A 17,652-nucleotide genomic window follows, 5' to 3' on the forward strand; every position below is an offset into this window, starting at 1 on the left:
GAATGATCAATCTCCTTGGTCTATTGGTTCTGCTTTTGCAATATCTTCTTCCACAGACATGTATAAGATTAATTTAACTTTACCATTCTCGGTTGTTTCATGCAAAATATTTTCAGATACGATTTTTGCCTCTGGACCAAGCTGCAGCTGCAGTTCTTTTTTTGCCTGTTCAATACCTTCTTCAATCGCTTCCTGTTTATTTCGCTTTACCGAATGATACCTTTTCTCACTTAACGTTGTCTCTATAATTGAGATAGGAAGTTTCCATTTTAAGAAATAAAGTTCTTTCGTATCCCTTTCTCGTTGTATATCATTAAATTCCGGCGTGCCAAACCCCCATATAGGGATATCCAAGTCACTAATCCGAAGATGATATTTGGTTTCGTGCTCCCCTGTCAGCAGTTCATGTTTAACTTTTAGTGGTACAGTGACTTCGGTCTCATACCAGGTTTTTGCTATTATATCACCCTCGGCGGCTACGAGCTTAAAATGCTTGTCCTTTTTCTTATCATCCTTCTTATCCTCATCTTTCTCGGGAATACCAAGCCGACCAGAAACCAAGATATCACCTGGTTCGACATAGTCATTGACCTTCACCATCGGAAGTCCTTGCGATACATACATATACTCGATAACACCCTTTTTGGTCGCGACCAGGTTGCGAGGACCCTCGGGTACCTCCTCTTTCACAATTGTCTTTTCTACTCCTTCAAGGATATAGCTTGTCCCTTTCTGATGAACACCAACCCACAGCAATTCCGGTATATCGTTGATCAGCTTCTGCTGGATATCACTGGGAGGTTCAACGGAAAATGTCCATGTTCCCTGGTGAATGCCATATGCTGTCAGCTGCTTACTGATTTTTTTCTCCAGATCTTTTGGTACCCCTGTAATCCTTACTTCCCAGATAATATTGGATAGGAAAAATACCAGCGCAATACTAAGCAAAAGACTGATCATTATTTCTTTTCTTCCAGTATATTTCCGGATTATAAAAGGGTATCCTTTTCTGTTTGTAAAAGTCAGCTTATAGTTCGTTCCTCGTCGTATCTTTTTAAGTCTTTTTACATCTGCTAATTTAATGTTTCCGGAACAGTGTTGCTCAGAATCTTTTTTTATATTCCAGACATGTATGTCATTTTCGATACACGACTGAAAAAATAACTCTGGATGATTACCTTTCACCGATACTGTCACATAACCTGTAATATAAGAACCTTGTGTATGTTTCATGTCCTCCTCCTTAACATTAATCTGGCAGGAATTTAACCTCCCGTATGGACCCTTCCAGCAGTATTTCTTCCGGCAGCATCATCTTTAAAACAAAGGAAGAGCCTAAGATCTGGACATATCCCTTATTCGTTCTGAGTTTCAGTTCTTTGTCGGAATAAACAATCAACCCTTTATGGTTTTCAATGTATACATGTATTTGGCCGATCATTGTGATTCTTGGTAACTCCAGCATGACATCTGATGGGAGTGCAAGATACTTGGTCAGCCATGGACCGATTCGTTGTTGCCATTTCTTCACAGATGGGGCCCCCTCTCACATACATATTTATGAATCCTCCCCCAATATAAGAACAACAAAAAAAGAACCATCTCCGTTACGATGGTTCTTTCCCTGGTATGTTCTATATTCTAATTATTTCCTTCGTTGCTCAATAACACTGCGGTATGGTTTCACTGCCCGCGGAGGCCCGAGTATTTCGGACATAACGATGCCATTGACAAGCCCTTTTCTGGACAAATTACGCTTTACCTGACTTTTAAATTGTTTTTGCTCTTTGGATAGATCTGTATGGGACCGCTTCGTGACTTCACCAATTGAAGAGTCATGTTTACGATTATCCATTTCCACCTGAGTGGCCGTATTCACTCGCTCAGCCAGCCGCTCCCGTTGCTCTTGTTGACGCTTGGAGATAGTAACTGTATCGCTCGTCTCTGTTTCCTCTACGGGATAGTGCCGGCCGGCTCCACCTGATGGAGTAGGAGTCGGTCTTGGCACATTTATCGTACGTTTCTGTCCTCCAGGGTCCTTATCTGACTTGTCTTTAAAGAAGCCTGCCACAGCCCCGATAATGGCAATGAGGATAAGTATGATATCCATCTTAGTTCCCCTTTCACTAAAGACGATTATTTTTTGTCATTATCTTCCTTTTCATCTTGTGTTAATTTTCCGATCGTATCACGCATATCTGTATCGGCATCGATGTTTTTATAATTCATGTAATCCATTACCCCAAGGTTACCTGAGCGTAGGGCTTCAGCAAGTGCAAGTGGCACATCTGCCTCAGCTTCAACAACTTTAGCACGCATTTCTTCAACACGGGCAACCATTTCCTGCTCTTGAGCAACAGCCATAGCACGACGCTCTTCAGCCTTAGCCTGGGCAATATTCTTATCTGCTTCTGCCTGGTCTGTCTGTAAAATAGCTCCAATATTTTTACCAATATCAACATCAGCAATATCAATCGAGAGGATTTCAAAGGCTGTTCCAGCGTCAAGACCTTTACTTAACACATTATGGGAAATTGAATCAGGATTTTCCAATACTTTGGTATGTGCTTCAGAGCTACCAATTGTACTGACAACTCCCTCACCGACACGGGCAATTACGGTATCTTCACCAGCACCACCAACAAGACGGTCAATGTTCGCCCGTACAGTAATCCGAGCTTTTGCTTTTACTTCAATCCCATCCATTGCAATACCTGCAATAAAAGGTGTTTCAATTACTTTCGGGTTTACACTCATCTGAACTGCTTCTAAAACATCACGGCCTGCAAGGTCAATTGCTGCGCCTCGCTCAAACGACAATTCAATGTTCGCCCGGTGAGCTGCAATCAGTGCATTTACGACCCTGTCTACATTACCACCCGCCAGATAATGACTCTCCAGCTGATTGGTGGTTAAATCCAACCCCGCTTTGTGGGCTTTAATCAGCGGATTAATCACCCGCGATGGAACAACCCTTCTCAACCGCATACCAACTAGTGTGAAAATTCCTACCTTAACCCCTGCTGCCAACGCACTAATCCAGAGCATAACTGGAATGAATGTAAATAAAACAGCTACTGCAATCAAGATAACCGCAATAATTATAAGCGGCATTAGATCCTTTAAATCCATTTAAATTCCTCCTACTAAATTATTTTATAATTCCCTTACTACTACTCGAACTCCTTCTACTTTCACAACTTTCACTTGCTTACCGCTCTCAACGAAACCGCCTTCTGAGACAACGTCAATCCGTTCATTATCAAATACAGCGGTTCCAGATGGCCTAAGAGGTGTAACAGTCTTTCCCTCTAACCCAATCAATTCAAGCCTGTTGATTGAGGATACATACCCTAGTTCAGTTGTCGTCCTGTCCTTTAGTATAATATGGCGAAAGAATCCTTTTTCCATTCCAATTGTTCGGAACAGTATTACCGCAGCAATCATGGCTACAATGAACGCAATCCCGACACTCATTGCCATATGGCCGATATCCTGACCGGACATAATCAGGGAGCCAACTACTGCACCGATACCCAGAAGACCGATTATTCCCCCTGGAACAAAGAATTCAGCTATTATCAGAACAACACCAAGTATCAGTAAGATGATGGCTTCAGACCCGGCAAGCCCCGCAACTACATGACCGTAGAAAAATAGTATCAGTGCAACCAGCCCCATAATTCCAGGAACACCGAATCCCGGGGAATACAATTCAACAATCAATCCCAGGCTTGCTAATGATAATAATATCGGGACAACAACAGGATTAGTTATAAACCGTGCTACTCTTTCAGAGAAAGTCAGTTCCTTCTCTACCACTGTTGCCTTTGACAGTCCAAGCTGGCTTAAAAGCTCTGTCCGGTCTTCAACTGTCCCCTTGGAATAGCCGACTTCCAATGCATCACCTGGTCCGAGTGTAAGAAACTCACCTTTGGGAGCATCAAATTCCGGTAGATCTATGCTGGGATCAGCCATTGCAGCAGCGTAAAGTGGGTCTCTTCCTTTAGACTCAGCCGCACTCTTCATAGCACTGAGCCAGGCTGACTGAGCTTTTTTATCTGCAGCTGTTCCATCCTGGTTTATAACACCACTGGCACCCATAGTCGCATGCGGCTTCATGTAGATATTATCTGTATTCAGTGCAATATAGGAGCCTGCAGACAAAGCCCGATTGACAATAAAGGAGGTTGTCGGTATCTCAAGATTCTGAAGAAGTTCGGCTATTTGTCCTGCGGCTGCAACCCCGCCGCCTGGTGTGTCGATCTCAAATATTATACGGTCAGCACCGGTGTCTTTAGCCTCTTCCGTAGTTCTGTCAAGAAACGCCTTCAAACCTCGTTCTACTTCATCCTCAATTGGTATCACATAAACCAGCTTTCCATCCCCATCTGCAGCTGAACTTAGGGATGAACTGGCCATGAAGAAAGAACATACGGCCAGAAGAAGCATTAAAAGTGTTATGTATTTTCTGTATCGATGACCATGCAAGCGATATACCTCCCTTCCTGTCATGCCAGTCACATACCTATACGTATTATGTATGGAAATGGTTTCATTTAACCACACTATAAATAGTATCACATCGTTGATAAGCAGGATATAACTTCCAACGATATTTCAAGATAAATTGAAAAAAGCCCTGTCCCGCAAGACAAGGCTTTTTGTATTTAGCTTAAATGTTTTTGAACGAGTTTATTAATCTGCGAACCATCTGCCTTACCTTTAACCTTAGGCATAATGGCGCTCATAACCTTACCCATATCTTTTTTGGAAGTTGCATCAACTTCACTGATGGTTGACTGAACTATTGCCTCCAGCTCCTCTTCAGATAACTGTTCAGGCATATATTCTTGTAAAATATTGATTTCAGTTTCAAGTTTTTCAACAAGATCATCGCGTCCAGCTGCTTCAAATTCCTGGAGGGAATCTTTTCTTTGTTTCAACTCTCTTGAGAGAATGGTTAATTCTTCGTCTTCAGAAAGTTCTTTATTACCAAGTTTTATTTTCTCATTCTGCAATGAAGATTTGACCATCCTAATTACACTAAGACGCTCTTTGTCCTTATCTTTCATTGCTTGCTTCATATCCTGGTTCAGCTGTTCATGTAAAGTCATGCTCTCGCACCTTCTTTATTATTTACGCTTTCTTGCAGCTTCAGACTTCTTCTTACGTCTAACGCTAGGTTTTTCATAATGTTCACGCTTGCGATATTCTTGTAGTGTACCACTTTTTGACACACTACGCTTAAAGCGACGAAGAGCATCCTCAATGGACTCGTTTTTACGAACGCGAGTTGTATTTGACATGCTAATTTCCCTCCCTCCGAAGCACAAAACAGATATATACCGACATGCTTATTGTCACATGTCTTTGCTAATTATAATATAAGAGACCATGGAGGTCAACTTAAATTTACTAATATAAGCCATTATCCGTATGTCTCTTTAGTATGCGTCAGTTCCTTCATTCCCGGCAATGATATCCACACCGGCACTTGCTCCAATTCTGGTTGCACCAGCTTCTATCATCGCCTTAGTAGTTTCCAGGTCACGAACTCCACCGGAAGCTTTAACACCCATTTCACTTCCTACAGTTCTCCGCATTAGCTTGATATCTTCAATGGTTGCACCCCCACCTGAAAATCCAGTCGATGTTTTCACAAAGTCAGCGCCAGCTTCTTTTGCAAGTTCACATGCTCGGACTTTTTCATCGTCGGACAGGAGGGATGTTTCAATAATTACCTTTGTAAGAGCTTTTCCTTTTGCAGCATTAACAACAGCTTTAATGTCTTCTTTTACTGCATCATAATTCTTAGACTGAAGTTCACCTACATTGATAACCATGTCAACTTCTGTTGCACCCTCTTTAATCGCTTGTTCAGTTTCCGCAGCTTTAATACCTGTTGCAGTAGCTCCTAACGGAAAGCCAATCACAGTACAAACCTTAACGTCCGTATCCTTAAGATTTTCATAACAGTATGGTACCCAATACGGATTAACACAAACAGAAGCGAAGCCATGTTCCTTTGCCTCTTCAACGATTTGTGTGATCTTAGCTTTCTTTGTATCAGGCTTCAATTGTGTGTGATCGATATATTTTGCCAGATTAGTGGACATAAAAACCTTCCTTTCCTTTTCTCATCGTATCCATTTTGTATTTTACCATAACCCTTTATAGAACACGTTATCCTACAAGAATTAGTTGCACTAATGCAGTTAAGAAGTTTAAACTTTCATTCCTGCAAAAAAATCCCGGATAACTCCGGGATTATGATGTAGCCTCTATTTTTGAGTTGGTGGCATACTCCATTACCCGCACAAAAGTACCCTCACAATATGGATAACCTGCTTTAGTTATTTTCACACGGACTATTTTGCCAATCAGACTTTCTGGTCCGCTGAATCGCACCTTTAGGTAATTATCAGTATAGCCTTCCAGCATCCCGTCATTTTCCGACATCTCTTCAGGAATTACTTCAAGCACCTCATCTTCATACCCAGCAGCATACTCTTTGGCAAGCTGGTTGGATAATTCTATCATTTGATGAACACGATCATTTTTGATATCTTCATCCACCTGATCGCTCATCCGTGCAGCCGGTGTACCGGTACGGCGGGAGAACGGGAAAACGTGAAGCTCAGAATAACCGAGTTCTTTTACAAAATTATATGTTTCCTTGAACTCTTCGCCTGTTTCACCAGGAAAGCCGACAATAACATCGGAAGTAACCGCCAGTCCTGGCAGCGCGGTACGGATTTTTTCCACTTTCTGTCTGTAATACTCACTGGAATACTTCCGGCGCATCCGGTTAAGTACACTGTCTGAGCCAGACTGCAATGGTATATGCAGGTGTCGGACAATTTTCTCAGATTTATCCAGAACATCAATTACTTCATCAGTTATCTGACTTGCTTCAATGGACGAAATACGAATACGCATAAGACCTTCCACTTCGGACTCCAGCTTTCGTAATAGCTTGGCAAAGTTAAAGTCGTTCATATCTTCTCCATAACCAGCAGTATGAATTCCGGTCAGAACTATTTCCTTATAGCCTGCATCTACGAGGTTCTGTGCTTGTTGAACCACATTTTCCGGCTCTCTGGACCGAAGCAGCCCTCTAGACCACGGGATAATGCAAAAAGTACAGAAATTATTGCATCCTTCCTGTATTTTTAAAGAGGCCCTGGTCCGGTCGGTAAACTCGGGTACATCCATTTCTTCAAACACCCGATTTTTCATGATGTTTGCTACACCGTTAATTGGCTCGCGAGTCTTCTGGTGTTCTTCAATATATTCAATCATCTGTTTTCTGTTTTGTGTCCCGACTACGACATCCACCCCTGGGATTTCCATAATCTCCCCAGGTGAAGTTTGTGCATAACACCCGGTAACACAGACAACAGCCTCCGGATTTTTACGTACCGCACGTCTGATTACCTGCCGACTTTTTTTGTCACCAGTATTGGTCACGGTACATGTGTTGATCACATATACATCGGACTGGTGATCAAAATCGACCCGTTCATAGCCATTCGCCTTAAATATATTCCATATTCCTTCTGTTTCATAGTGATTCACTTTACATCCTAATGTATGAAAAGCAACTGTTGGCATTACCTGCACCCCAATTCTTCAAATTGATACGAAATACTTGCTAAAACATATAATGGTGCTGTCTCCGTCCGTAAAATACGGGGGCCGAGTCGGACAGCTACAAAACCATTCTCCTTCAGAAGGTGGACCTCATCATCCGAGACACCACCCTCTGGTCCGATATAAACGAGAACATTATCACCAAGTTTCATATCGTTTACTATACTTCCAAATGACCGGTATACCTCGGACTTCGCCTCTTCCTCATATGCAAAAATCTTAATATCATACGTTGAACTCTCCCGAACGAGCTCCTTGACGGACATTAATGAATGAATCTGCGGCTTTTTATTACGATGACTTTGTTCGCTGGCTTCTTTGATTATTTTAGTATAACGGATCAGCTTTTTTTCAGCCTTTTTCTTATCCCACACGACAACCGATCTGTCGGCCTGTACCGGAATAAAACCGGAAGCCCCAAGCTCAGTTCCTTTCTGCAATACGAGTTCGAACTTATCACTTTTAGGTAGTCCCTGTGCTATCGTTACATTTACTGGCAGTTCAACCGATTCCTTCAACCATTCATCAATTTCCGCTTGTATGCGATCAGGCTCACTTACAAGGATTGAACACCTGGCAGCTTTACCATCCGGGTGATTGCAGATGATTTCATCTCCGGGCTGAAGACGCATGACCCGATTAATATGATGGGCATCGTCCTTGCCAATACTCACTTTATTATCTTCCCAGTTGTCTACGGGAACGAAATAGCGTTGCAAATCAAGCACCACTCTTCTGATTGTTTTTCTTGGCGATGATAGACACCCAGTCCTCCATCTCATTGACTTCCAAGATCCGGAAACCTTGTTCAGTCAATTTATCCAGTACTAGTTGTTTCTTAGCTTTAATAATACCGGAAGTAATGAAAATACCGTCATCCGTCAGGGTATTCCACGCATCATCCACGAACCGGACAATGATTTCAGCCAATATGTTGGAGACAATCATATCTGCCTGCACGGATACATGGTCAAGTAAATTATTTTGTTTCGTGATAATCTGCTTATCAGCTTTATTGAGTTTGGCATTCATCGTAGTAGCCTTTACAGCAATATCGTCAAGGTCATAGGCATAAACTTCACTTGCACCCAACAATACAGAGGCAATACTCAGCACACCAGATCCGCATCCGACGTCAATAACCTGATCATTCTTCTGTAGATATCGCTCGATCCCCTGTATGCTCAATACTGTTGTTGGATGAGTACCCGTACCAAATGCCATGCCAGGGTCAAGCTCAATAATAACTTCATCGCTGTCGACTGCTTCGTATGTCTCCCATGTAGGAGTGATGGTTATTTTTTTGGATATTTTAACAGGCTTATAATACTTTTTCCAAGCGGTCGCCCATTCTTCTTCATTGATTTCACTAAACGTGATATTATTCCTGCCAAGGTCTATGTCATATAACATCAAATTGTTAATTGCCTGCTTGATTTCGTTGACTGTTTCACCAAGAAAACTGTTAACAGGCAGATAGGCTTTTACATAAACCCCTTCTTCCGGATAATCCTCGGTGTTAAGCTCATAGATTTCTCCAAACGTATCATCCCGCTCCATGTCCGGGTCCAATGGTTCCTCTATCACTACACCACTTGCACCAGTCTCATGCAGAATATTAGAAATCGGTTCAATAGCCTCATTTGTAGTATGAATGCATATTTCCGACCATTTCAAATTAATCCACCCATTTCCGGATAAAATAAATGTTTTTATGTAAACGGTAGTGCATAAGCACACCGCATTTAATTCTTAAAAGCATTTTTAAACTTACTAAAGAATGATCCACCCTGCTCGTCGGTTGACTCATGGCCACCGATTTCATTAAACTCCCGCAGTAGTTCCTTTTGGTGATCAGTTAACTTGTTCGGAGTTACTACACGTACTTGCACATGCTGATCACCATGACCATAGCCACGTACGTTCGGGGCACCTTTCCCTTTTAGGCGGAAAACCTTCCCTGTCTGTGTACCAGCAGGAATCTTAAGCATGACTTTGCCATGAACAGTTGGCACTTCAAGCTCATCCCCAAGTGCTGCTTGAGCAAAAGTAAGTGGCAGTTCACAGTAGATATTGTCCCCGTCACGCTCGAAAAACTCATGCGGTCGAACTCTAATCACTACAAAGAGATCACCAGGAGGTCCACCATTCACCCCTGCTTCTCCTTTACCGGAAACACGGATTTGCTGTCCTTCGTCAATCCCTGCAGGAATAGAAATATGGATTTTCTTGTTCTTTTTCACTTTACCGGTTCCACCGCACGTATTACATTTATCCGGAATAATTTTGCCGCTGCCGTTACAATGATGGCATACACGGCGGTTAACAACACGTCCGAATGGTGTGTTCTGCTCAGTGTTCAACTGGCCGGAACCGTTACAGTGCGAGCATGTTTTTGGCTTGGTGCCTGGTTTGGCCCCTGTCCCGTGACATGTTTCACAATTCTCCTCTTTTGGAATGGTTATCTCAGTATCTTTTCCAAAAATGGCTTCTTCAAAATCAAGAACCATAGAATACTGCAGATCCGCTCCTTGCTGGGGAGCATTCGGGTCACGTCGGCGACCTCCACCGCCAAAGAACATATCAAATATATCACCGAAACCACCGAAGTCCTGAGCACCACCGCCGAAGCCACCAAATCCCTGATCTTGTGCGGCGTGACCGAACTGATCATATTGAGCGCGTTTCTGTTCGTTGCTTAGTACCTCGTACGCTTCTTTGGCCTCTTTGAACTTGTCAGCGGCGTTTTCTTCATTGCTAACGTCCGGATGGTATTTTCTTGCCAGTTTTCTATATGCTTTTTTTATCTCTTCTTTTGAAGCGCCTTTATCAACACCAAGCACTTCATAGTAATCGCGCTTACTCACTTGTAAATCACTCTCCCGACACACTATTGCATAAAATTTATGATATCATCATTTACTCCCTTATAGCAAATGAACATGGCATGCTAGTTAGGAAACTGTCATGCGTTATTAAACTTCTTTTCTACCTGTTAGAAAACTTGGCTTATCGCCAAGCTTTAATGGCGAAAGCCTTAGTTGCACTTATGCAGTAAGAAAGTATTTATACTTTCTTACCTGCTAAAAAAAGTCAAAGTCAAGAAAGAGCCTGACTTTGACTTTTATCCATCAATTTCAATTAATTACTTCTTGCTATCTTCATCATCCACTTCTTTGTAGTCTGCATCTTCAACTACATCGTCGTCAGCGTTCTGGCCACCTTCTTGGCCTTGAGCTGCCTGTTGTTCTTGCTGCATTTGTTCATACAGTTTAACAGACAGTTGCTGAACCTCTTCCTGTAGAGCTTCTTTCTTCTCTTTGATTTGTTCGATGTCATCTGATTCGATAGCCTTCTTAAGTTCTTCTTTTGCATCTTCAGCTTTTTGTTTCTCTTCGTCAGAAACTTTATCGCCAAGATCTTTGATTGTTTTATCTGTAGTGAAGATTAGCTGATCTGCTTCATTCCGCAGTTCGATTTCCTCACGACGTTTTTTATCTGCCTCGGCATTTTCCTCAGCATCTTTAACCATCTGTTCTACTTCGTCATCAGATAATCCTGAAGAAGACTTGATTGTGATGGATTGTTCTTTGTTCGTACCTTTGTCTTTAGCACGTACATTTACGATACCATTGGCATCAATATCAAAGCTAACTTCGATTTGCGGTACCCCACGTGGTGCTGGTGGAATATCAGTCAGTTGGAAACGGCCAAGCGTTTTGTTGTCTGCCGCCATTTCACGTTCACCTTGCAAGACATGGATATCAACAGCTGTCTGGTTATCCGCAGCAGTTGAGAATACCTGAGAATGGCTTGTCGGGATTGTAGTATTACGCTCAATCAGCTTAGTTGTTACCCCGCCCATAGTTTCAATACCAAGGGAAAGTGGTGTAACATCAAGCAGTACAACATCTTTTACGTCACCCTGCAGGACACCACCTTGGATTGCAGCACCAAGTGCTACTACTTCATCCGGGTTAACCCCTTTGGATGGGTCTTTTCCGATTTCACGTTTGATTGCTTCCTGTACGGCCGGGATTCGAGTGGAACCACCGACAAGAATAACTTTATGGATATCGCCTGCAGAAAGATCAGCATCTCTAAGAGCTTTCCGGGTTGGCACCATAGTGCGTTCAACCAATTCAGATGAAAGCTCATCGAATTTAGCACGGGTAAGTGTCATTTCAAGGTGCAATGGACCAGCTTCACCTGCTGTGATGAATGGCAGGGAAATTTGAGTCTGTGTTACACCTGACAAGTCTTTTTTCGCTTTTTCAGCAGCATCTTTCAGGCGCTGTTTAGCCATTTTGTCCTGAGAAAGGTCGATTCCGTTCTCTTTTTTGAACTCCTGAACCATGTGATCAATAATTACTTCGTCAAAGTCGTCACCACCAAGACGATTGTCACCTGCAGTTGAAACAACTTCAAAAGTGCCATCACCGATATCAAGGATGGAAACGTCGAATGTACCTCCACCAAGATCGTAAACCAGGATAGTCTGGTCTTGATCGTCTTTATCAATACCATATGCAAGTGCAGCTGCTGTTGGTTCGTTAATAATACGCTCAACTTCTAAACCAGCGATTTTACCAGCATCTTTAGTTGCCTGACGCTCCGCATCGTTAAAGTATGCGGGAACTGTAATTACAGCCTTTTCCACTTTTTCTCCCAAATAGTCTTCAGCGTAAGATTTAAGATGCTGCAGGATTATTGCAGAAACTTCCTGTGGAGTATATTCTTTATCGTCAATTTTTACTTTGTAATCAGTGCCCATATGACGCTTGATGGACTGAATAGTATTAGGGTTAGTAATTGCCTGGCGTTTAGCCACCTCACCAACCTGACGCTCACCATTTTTAAAAGCTACAACAGATGGGGTAGTCCGGTTACCTTCTGGATTTGGAATTACAACAGACTCTCCACCTTCCATCACTGCCACACAAGAGTTTGTGGTACCTAAGTCAATTCCGATTATTTTACTCATAATCAACTTCCTCCTTCACTGCTCATCATTTTACTTATTTACTTTAACCATTGCTGGACGAATAACTTTGTTTTTTAAGGTATATCCTTTTTGTAATTCTTCCACTACTATATTCGATTCCTTATCTTCTTCCTCAACCTGCATTACTGCATGATGAAGATTTGGGTCGAACTCCTGCCCCTCGGATTGTATTTCTTCCAGTCCTTCCGATTTAAGGGCGTCTTTCAACTGCCTGTAAACCATCGAAACACCCTCAGCAAATCCCTCTGCCGCTTCACTCACTTCGACCTTGAGCGCGCGTTCAAAGTTATCGAGGGCTGGAAGTAATTCGGTGATCAGGTCCTGTGATTTATATTTACGCTCAGCTTCCTTCTCTTTCTGTGAGCGTTTTTTGTAGTTATCAAATTCAGCTTGAATTCGAAGCATACGCTGATATGCTTCATCTTTTTCTTTTTTCAGCTGCTCGACTTCTTCCTGAAGCTCTTTCAGATTGGTTTCATCAGAAGTGGTTTCTTCATCATTCTCTGCTTCTTCTGCATCGATTACTTCTGTAACCAGATCTTCGTCTTTTTCCTGATCATTTGTTTGATCCTTGTTCTGTTCTTCTGCCATAGCTGCCACCTCCCAGTGTAAAAATATAACATGAATAACCAAGCAAACATAGAATTTCACATTAGATAACCCAACATCCGCTCAAGCTATTTAGTACGAATGTCATAGTTTCGCTTATGTAGACAGGAAAGGTATCCTCCCCTGCCCTTTATAGAAACTTGCTTATTCACTATTTTTATACCACTTATACAGTGCATCCGACATTTCATTGGATAGGGAATTCAGTAAAGTAATAACCCTTTTATATTCCATCCGTGTCGGACCAAGTAAAGCGATTGTTCCCATATGCTCATCGTTAAGCCGGTAAGCAGCGGTAATCAAACTGAAGTCTTTAATCGCATCGACTTTGTTTTCATGTCCAATCGTCACTGTAATACCATTTGTGGTATCTTTCAATAAATTTGCTATTTCTTCTTCCTTTTCAATCATCGTGTAAAAGGAGCGGACTTTTTCAATGTCCTTAAATTCCGGTTGCATCAATATATTGCTCTTCCCGCCAAAATACAATTTAACTGGGTTTTCCCGGAAAAATACTTCCTTCAAGTATGAAAAGGATTTTTCGAAATCAGAGATGTACTTATTCATCAAGTCGAGTACTTCGGTGTTGAGCTTCTCCGGCAGTTTAAGAATCGGCACGCCTCGAAGCCGTTCATTTAAAATGTTGACCATTTTCTCAAGGTCGGATGCGCTCATTTTTTCCGGAATGGTAAATGAGCGATGCTCGACATGACCGGTGTCTGTTACCAATATAACCACTGCCGTCTGTGATGATAAGGTAACAATCTGCAACTGCTTTAATTTCGTCTCAAATATTTCTGGACCCAGAATAATGGACGTATAATTTGTAATGTCTGACAGTATTTCCGCTGATTTCTGCACCACCTGTTCAAGCTCAAACATACCATCCTGAATAATGTTATGAATCAGTTTAGTCCTGTTATCTGTTCGTTGAGGTGAAATGAGATGATCAACATAGTATCGGTATCCCTTCTCAGACGGGACCCTTCCGGATGATGAGTGTGTTTTCTCCAGAAATCCCATATCTTCAAGGTCTGCCATTACATTACGGATAGTGGCCGAACTAAAGTCAATTTCCTCTTTTTTAGAAATGGCACGTGATCCAACCGGCTGGGCAGAGTCGATGAAATCATCAATGATGATTTGTAAAATCAATAATTGCCTTTCTGTCAGCATGATCATCACCTCTGTTAGCACTCTCATTTGTTGAGTGCTAATACTAATAATAAATTATCAAATCGTTTTTTTTTTGTCAACGCAGATGGTTTAATTTATCTTCTTCAAGCAGAAACTGTGCAAATACCTCATTTCCAAACAGCATACCTTGTTCAGTAAGCCGCAAATTTTCCTGGTCATCAACGAGCCAGCCTTTCTGTACCAGATATGCAACTGTATCATCATATACCTGTTCATGGCTGAACCCAAATCTTTCCTTAAACCGTTTCTTGCTAACACCCGAAACTTTTCGCAATCCCAGGAACATTTCCTCTTCCACCATCTCCCTTAGCCCAATCGGTTCATTGGTTAGCCGTGGGACTCCGCTGAGAAAGGCTTCCTTGGTATATGCTGGTAACGGCCGGAGGTTTCCTGTGCGCACTCCAGGGAGGTATCCATGTGCTCCAGCTCCAAACCCATAATAATACTCGTTGTTCCAGTATGTCAGGTTATGCTGACTTTCATAACCTGACTTAGCAAAATTACTGATTTCATACTGATGAACACCGTTTTCCCGCATGGTTTTTTTAAGAAGCTCAAACATGGCAACTTCTTCATCCTGTGGAGGACGATGTAACTTCCCCTTCTTATGACGCTGATAAAAAATCGTTTTCGGTTCGATTTGCAGCGCATATGTAGAGTAATGTGGCAGGCCAAATGAGACCGCCTCGTCCAATGATTTTCCGAATTGTTCGACCGTCTGATTTGGAAGTGCATAAATAAGATCCAGACTTATATTATTAAAATCATGCTTCTTCAGTTGGTTTACTGTGGTATACACATCTTTCACTTTATGAAGTCTGCCAAGTTCCTCCAGCATGACATCATCAAAGACCTGAACACCAAGCGATATCCGGTTAACCCCATAACTTTTGATCAATCTGATTTTTTCTTCCTCAAACTCTCCCGGATTCGCTTCAATCGTAAATTCCCTACAACTGGCCACATCGAACTTTTCGTTGATGAGCTTCATCAAGGCTTCCAATTGCGCAATATTCAAAGCTGTGGGAGTGCCTCCACCGATATATATGGTATTTACTTTATTTTTTGCACCTTTAACATTGGTATTTACTTCTTTTGCCAGTGCTTCTATATACTCCGTTGCCAGTCGCTCATTATAAAAGAACTTCGTAAAGTCACAATAATGACAAATTTGCTGGCAAAATGGAATGTGAATATAAACTGACTTCGCTTCCATTACAATTCTCTCCAATCCTCAATCACACGGGGTTACGTTACAGTACATAACACCAAAACAGCAGTTTCACTACATCAAGACATACTAACAAAAAAAGCTAACTTATTTTTCTTTACTGCCAAAAGAGAAAAACCCGGAAAACCGGGTCTCCATTAAAATATTAGTCATCATTCATCTGCAAAACCGCCATAAATGCCTCCTGAGGCACTTCAACTGATCCCACCATCTTCATTCGCTTTTTACCTTCTTTTTGTTTCTCAAGAAGTTTTCGTTTACGCGAAATATCTCCGCCATAACACTTGGACAGAACATTTTTACGCATTGCCTTAATAGTGGACCGGGCAACAATTTTATTGCCGATTGCCGCCTGGACAGGCACTTCAAATTGCTGACGCGGAATCAGATCTTTCAGTTTCTCAACAATCTGCTTGCCTCTTTCAAAAGAGAATTCCCTGTGAACGATAAACGAGAGCGCATCGATTGTTTCACCATTCAGAAGAATATCCATTTTGACAAGGTTGGATGGGTGGTAACCAATCAAATCATAATCAAATGAGGCATATCCTTTTGTTTGTGATTTCAACTGATCAAAGAAGTCATAAACAATTTCAGATAATGGTATATGATAAACAACATTTACTCTTATGTCATCGAGGTACTCCATATCCACAAATTGCCCGCGTTTTTTCTGAGCGATCTCCATAACAGGACCGACAAAGTCATTTGGCACCATAATCGTTGCCTTAACAAAAGGCTCACGGATCTCCTGAATTATTTGCGGATCGGGCATCATCGACGGATTATCAACTTCGATAATCTCACCATCTGTCTGTTCCACTTCATAAATAACACTTGGCGCAGTAGTAATAAGTCCAATATTAAATTCCCGTTCAATACGTTCTTGAATAATTTCCATATGCAACAGACCGAGAAAGCCACAACGGAAACCGAAACCAAGCGCCTGTGATGTCTCTGCCTCATATTGCAGGGAAGAATCATTCAATTCAAGCCGTTCAAGTGCTTCACGAAGATCGTTGTATTTATTGGAATCAATCGGGAATAGTCCGCAGAACACCATCGGATTCAGCTTCCGGTACCCCGGTAATGGTTCTGCTGCCTGATTTTTCGCATGGGTAATCGTATCACCGACACGTGAATCACCCACATTTTTGATGGAGGCAGTCAAAAAGCCTACGTCCCCGACATTTAGTTCGTCTTTCGGAACAGGTTTAGGTGTAAACACGCCAACCTCGTTTACCTCGAATTCCTTTCCTGTTGCCATCATTTTAATTTTATCGCCGACCTTTACGGCTCCTTCTTTCACACAAACATAGGCGATGACACCGCGGTATGAATCATATAACGAATCGAAAATAAGTGCTTTAAGTGGTTCATCCGGATTTCCGGCTGGTGCAGGAATATCAGTGGTAATCCGTTCAAGGATTTCTTCAATACCAATATTATCTTTCGCAGAAGCAAGGATAACATCGTCTTTATCAATGCCGATGACATCTTCAAGTTCCTGAGCAACCCGCTCCGGATCAGCATTGGGTAAATCAATTTTATTAATAACCGGGATGATTTCGAGTTCGTTATCAAGGGCAAGATAGACATTTGCCAATGTTTGTGCCTCAATCCCTTGAGCTGCATCTACAACAAGGATCGCTCCCTCACAAGCAGCAAGACTTCTGGAAACCTCATATGTAAAATCGACGTGTCCGGGTGTATCAATTAAATGAAAGGTAAAATCCTCACCTTTTTTACTTTCATAATTCAGTTGTACAGCATTCAGTTTTATAGTAATACCCCGTTCGCGTTCCAAATCCATCGCGTCGAGGAACTGTTCCTTCATTTCCCGCTGAGTCAGCGCTTTTGTGTTTTCAAGAATCCGATCAGCCAATGTTGACTTTCCATGGTCAATATGGGCGATAATCGAAAAATTACGCACGTTTCTCTGTTTCTTCACCAT

Annotated in this window: 17 protein-coding genes; all 17 read right to left on the bottom strand. The window is 42.0% G+C overall.

All coding sequences use genetic code 11. The features are described from left to right. Window positions 1-6 precede the first annotated feature (6 nt). Window positions 7-1,233: a sporulation protein YqfD gene (yqfD, locus tag ACFO3D_RS11610; protein ID WP_390296118.1), complete on the bottom strand. Its 1,227-nt coding sequence runs from the start codon at window positions 1,231-1,233 to the stop codon at window positions 7-9. Window positions 1,234-1,249: 16 nt separating this feature from the next. Next, window positions 1,250-1,531 (bottom strand): sporulation protein YqfC, encoded by a 282-nt coding sequence (gene yqfC, locus ACFO3D_RS11615; RefSeq protein WP_390296120.1) that lies wholly within the window; start codon window positions 1,529-1,531, stop codon window positions 1,250-1,252. Window positions 1,532-1,645: 114 nt separating this feature from the next. After that, entirely contained in the window at window positions 1,646-2,110 is a 465-nt protein-coding gene (locus ACFO3D_RS11620; protein ID WP_390296122.1) for a hypothetical protein, read from the bottom strand. Between the two features lie 26 nt (window positions 2,111-2,136). Beyond that, window positions 2,137-3,132: a flotillin-like protein FloA gene (gene floA, locus ACFO3D_RS11625; RefSeq protein ID WP_390296124.1), complete on the bottom strand. Its 996-nt coding sequence runs from the start codon at window positions 3,130-3,132 to the stop codon at window positions 2,137-2,139. A 24-nt stretch (window positions 3,133-3,156) separates the two neighbouring features. After that, window positions 3,157-4,422, bottom strand: coding sequence for an NfeD family protein (locus ACFO3D_RS11630; protein ID WP_390296339.1), 1,266 nt, complete (start codon window positions 4,420-4,422; stop codon window positions 3,157-3,159). A gap of 248 nt (window positions 4,423-4,670) precedes the next feature. Then, window positions 4,671-5,117, bottom strand: coding sequence for a GatB/YqeY domain-containing protein (locus tag ACFO3D_RS11635; RefSeq protein WP_390296126.1), 447 nt, complete (start codon window positions 5,115-5,117; stop codon window positions 4,671-4,673). An 18-nt stretch (window positions 5,118-5,135) separates the two neighbouring features. Further along, window positions 5,136-5,309 (bottom strand): 30S ribosomal protein S21, encoded by a 174-nt coding sequence (gene rpsU / locus ACFO3D_RS11640; RefSeq protein WP_390296128.1) that lies wholly within the window; start codon window positions 5,307-5,309, stop codon window positions 5,136-5,138. Window positions 5,310-5,447: 138 nt separating this feature from the next. Next, complete coding sequence (deoC, locus tag ACFO3D_RS11645) at window positions 5,448-6,119, bottom strand: deoxyribose-phosphate aldolase (protein WP_390296130.1); 672 nt, start codon at window positions 6,117-6,119, stop codon at window positions 5,448-5,450. A gap of 151 nt (window positions 6,120-6,270) precedes the next feature. Beyond that, entirely contained in the window at window positions 6,271-7,617 is a 1,347-nt protein-coding gene (mtaB, locus tag ACFO3D_RS11650; protein ID WP_390296132.1) for a tRNA (N(6)-L-threonylcarbamoyladenosine(37)-C(2))-methylthiotransferase MtaB, read from the bottom strand. Further along, window positions 7,617-8,375 carry a 16S rRNA (uracil(1498)-N(3))-methyltransferase gene (locus tag ACFO3D_RS11655; RefSeq protein WP_390296134.1) on the bottom strand — a complete coding sequence of 253 codons (759 nt, stop codon included), beginning with the start codon at window positions 8,373-8,375 and terminating at the stop codon, window positions 7,617-7,619. The genes mtaB and ACFO3D_RS11655 overlap by 1 nt, the downstream gene beginning before the upstream one ends. Window position 8,376: 1 nt before the next feature. Further along, window positions 8,377-9,333, bottom strand: coding sequence for a 50S ribosomal protein L11 methyltransferase (prmA, locus tag ACFO3D_RS11660; protein WP_390296136.1), 957 nt, complete (start codon window positions 9,331-9,333; stop codon window positions 8,377-8,379). 68 nt (window positions 9,334-9,401) lie between these two features. Beyond that, complete coding sequence (dnaJ, locus tag ACFO3D_RS11665) at window positions 9,402-10,523, bottom strand: molecular chaperone DnaJ (protein WP_390296138.1); 1,122 nt, start codon at window positions 10,521-10,523, stop codon at window positions 9,402-9,404. A gap of 278 nt (window positions 10,524-10,801) precedes the next feature. Beyond that, a complete protein-coding gene (dnaK, locus tag ACFO3D_RS11670) occupies window positions 10,802-12,640 on the bottom strand; it encodes a molecular chaperone DnaK (protein ID WP_390296140.1) in 1,839 nt (612 codons plus the stop codon). 30 nt (window positions 12,641-12,670) lie between these two features. Beyond that, window positions 12,671-13,252 (bottom strand): nucleotide exchange factor GrpE, encoded by a 582-nt coding sequence (grpE, locus tag ACFO3D_RS11675; RefSeq protein ID WP_390296142.1) that lies wholly within the window; start codon window positions 13,250-13,252, stop codon window positions 12,671-12,673. A 162-nt stretch (window positions 13,253-13,414) separates the two neighbouring features. After that, entirely contained in the window at window positions 13,415-14,446 is a 1,032-nt protein-coding gene (gene hrcA, locus ACFO3D_RS11680; RefSeq protein WP_390296144.1) for a heat-inducible transcriptional repressor HrcA, read from the bottom strand. A 76-nt stretch (window positions 14,447-14,522) separates the two neighbouring features. Then, complete coding sequence (gene hemW, locus ACFO3D_RS11685) at window positions 14,523-15,683, bottom strand: radical SAM family heme chaperone HemW (RefSeq protein WP_390296146.1); 1,161 nt, start codon at window positions 15,681-15,683, stop codon at window positions 14,523-14,525. Between the two features lie 160 nt (window positions 15,684-15,843). After that, window positions 15,844-17,652: a translation elongation factor 4 gene (gene lepA, locus ACFO3D_RS11690; RefSeq protein ID WP_390296148.1), complete on the bottom strand. Its 1,809-nt coding sequence runs from the start codon at window positions 17,650-17,652 to the stop codon at window positions 15,844-15,846.

Source organism: Virgibacillus kekensis (genome assembly GCF_042654125.1).
Taxonomy (GTDB): Bacteria; Bacillota; Bacilli; order Bacillales; family Amphibacillaceae; genus Lentibacillus; species Lentibacillus kekensis.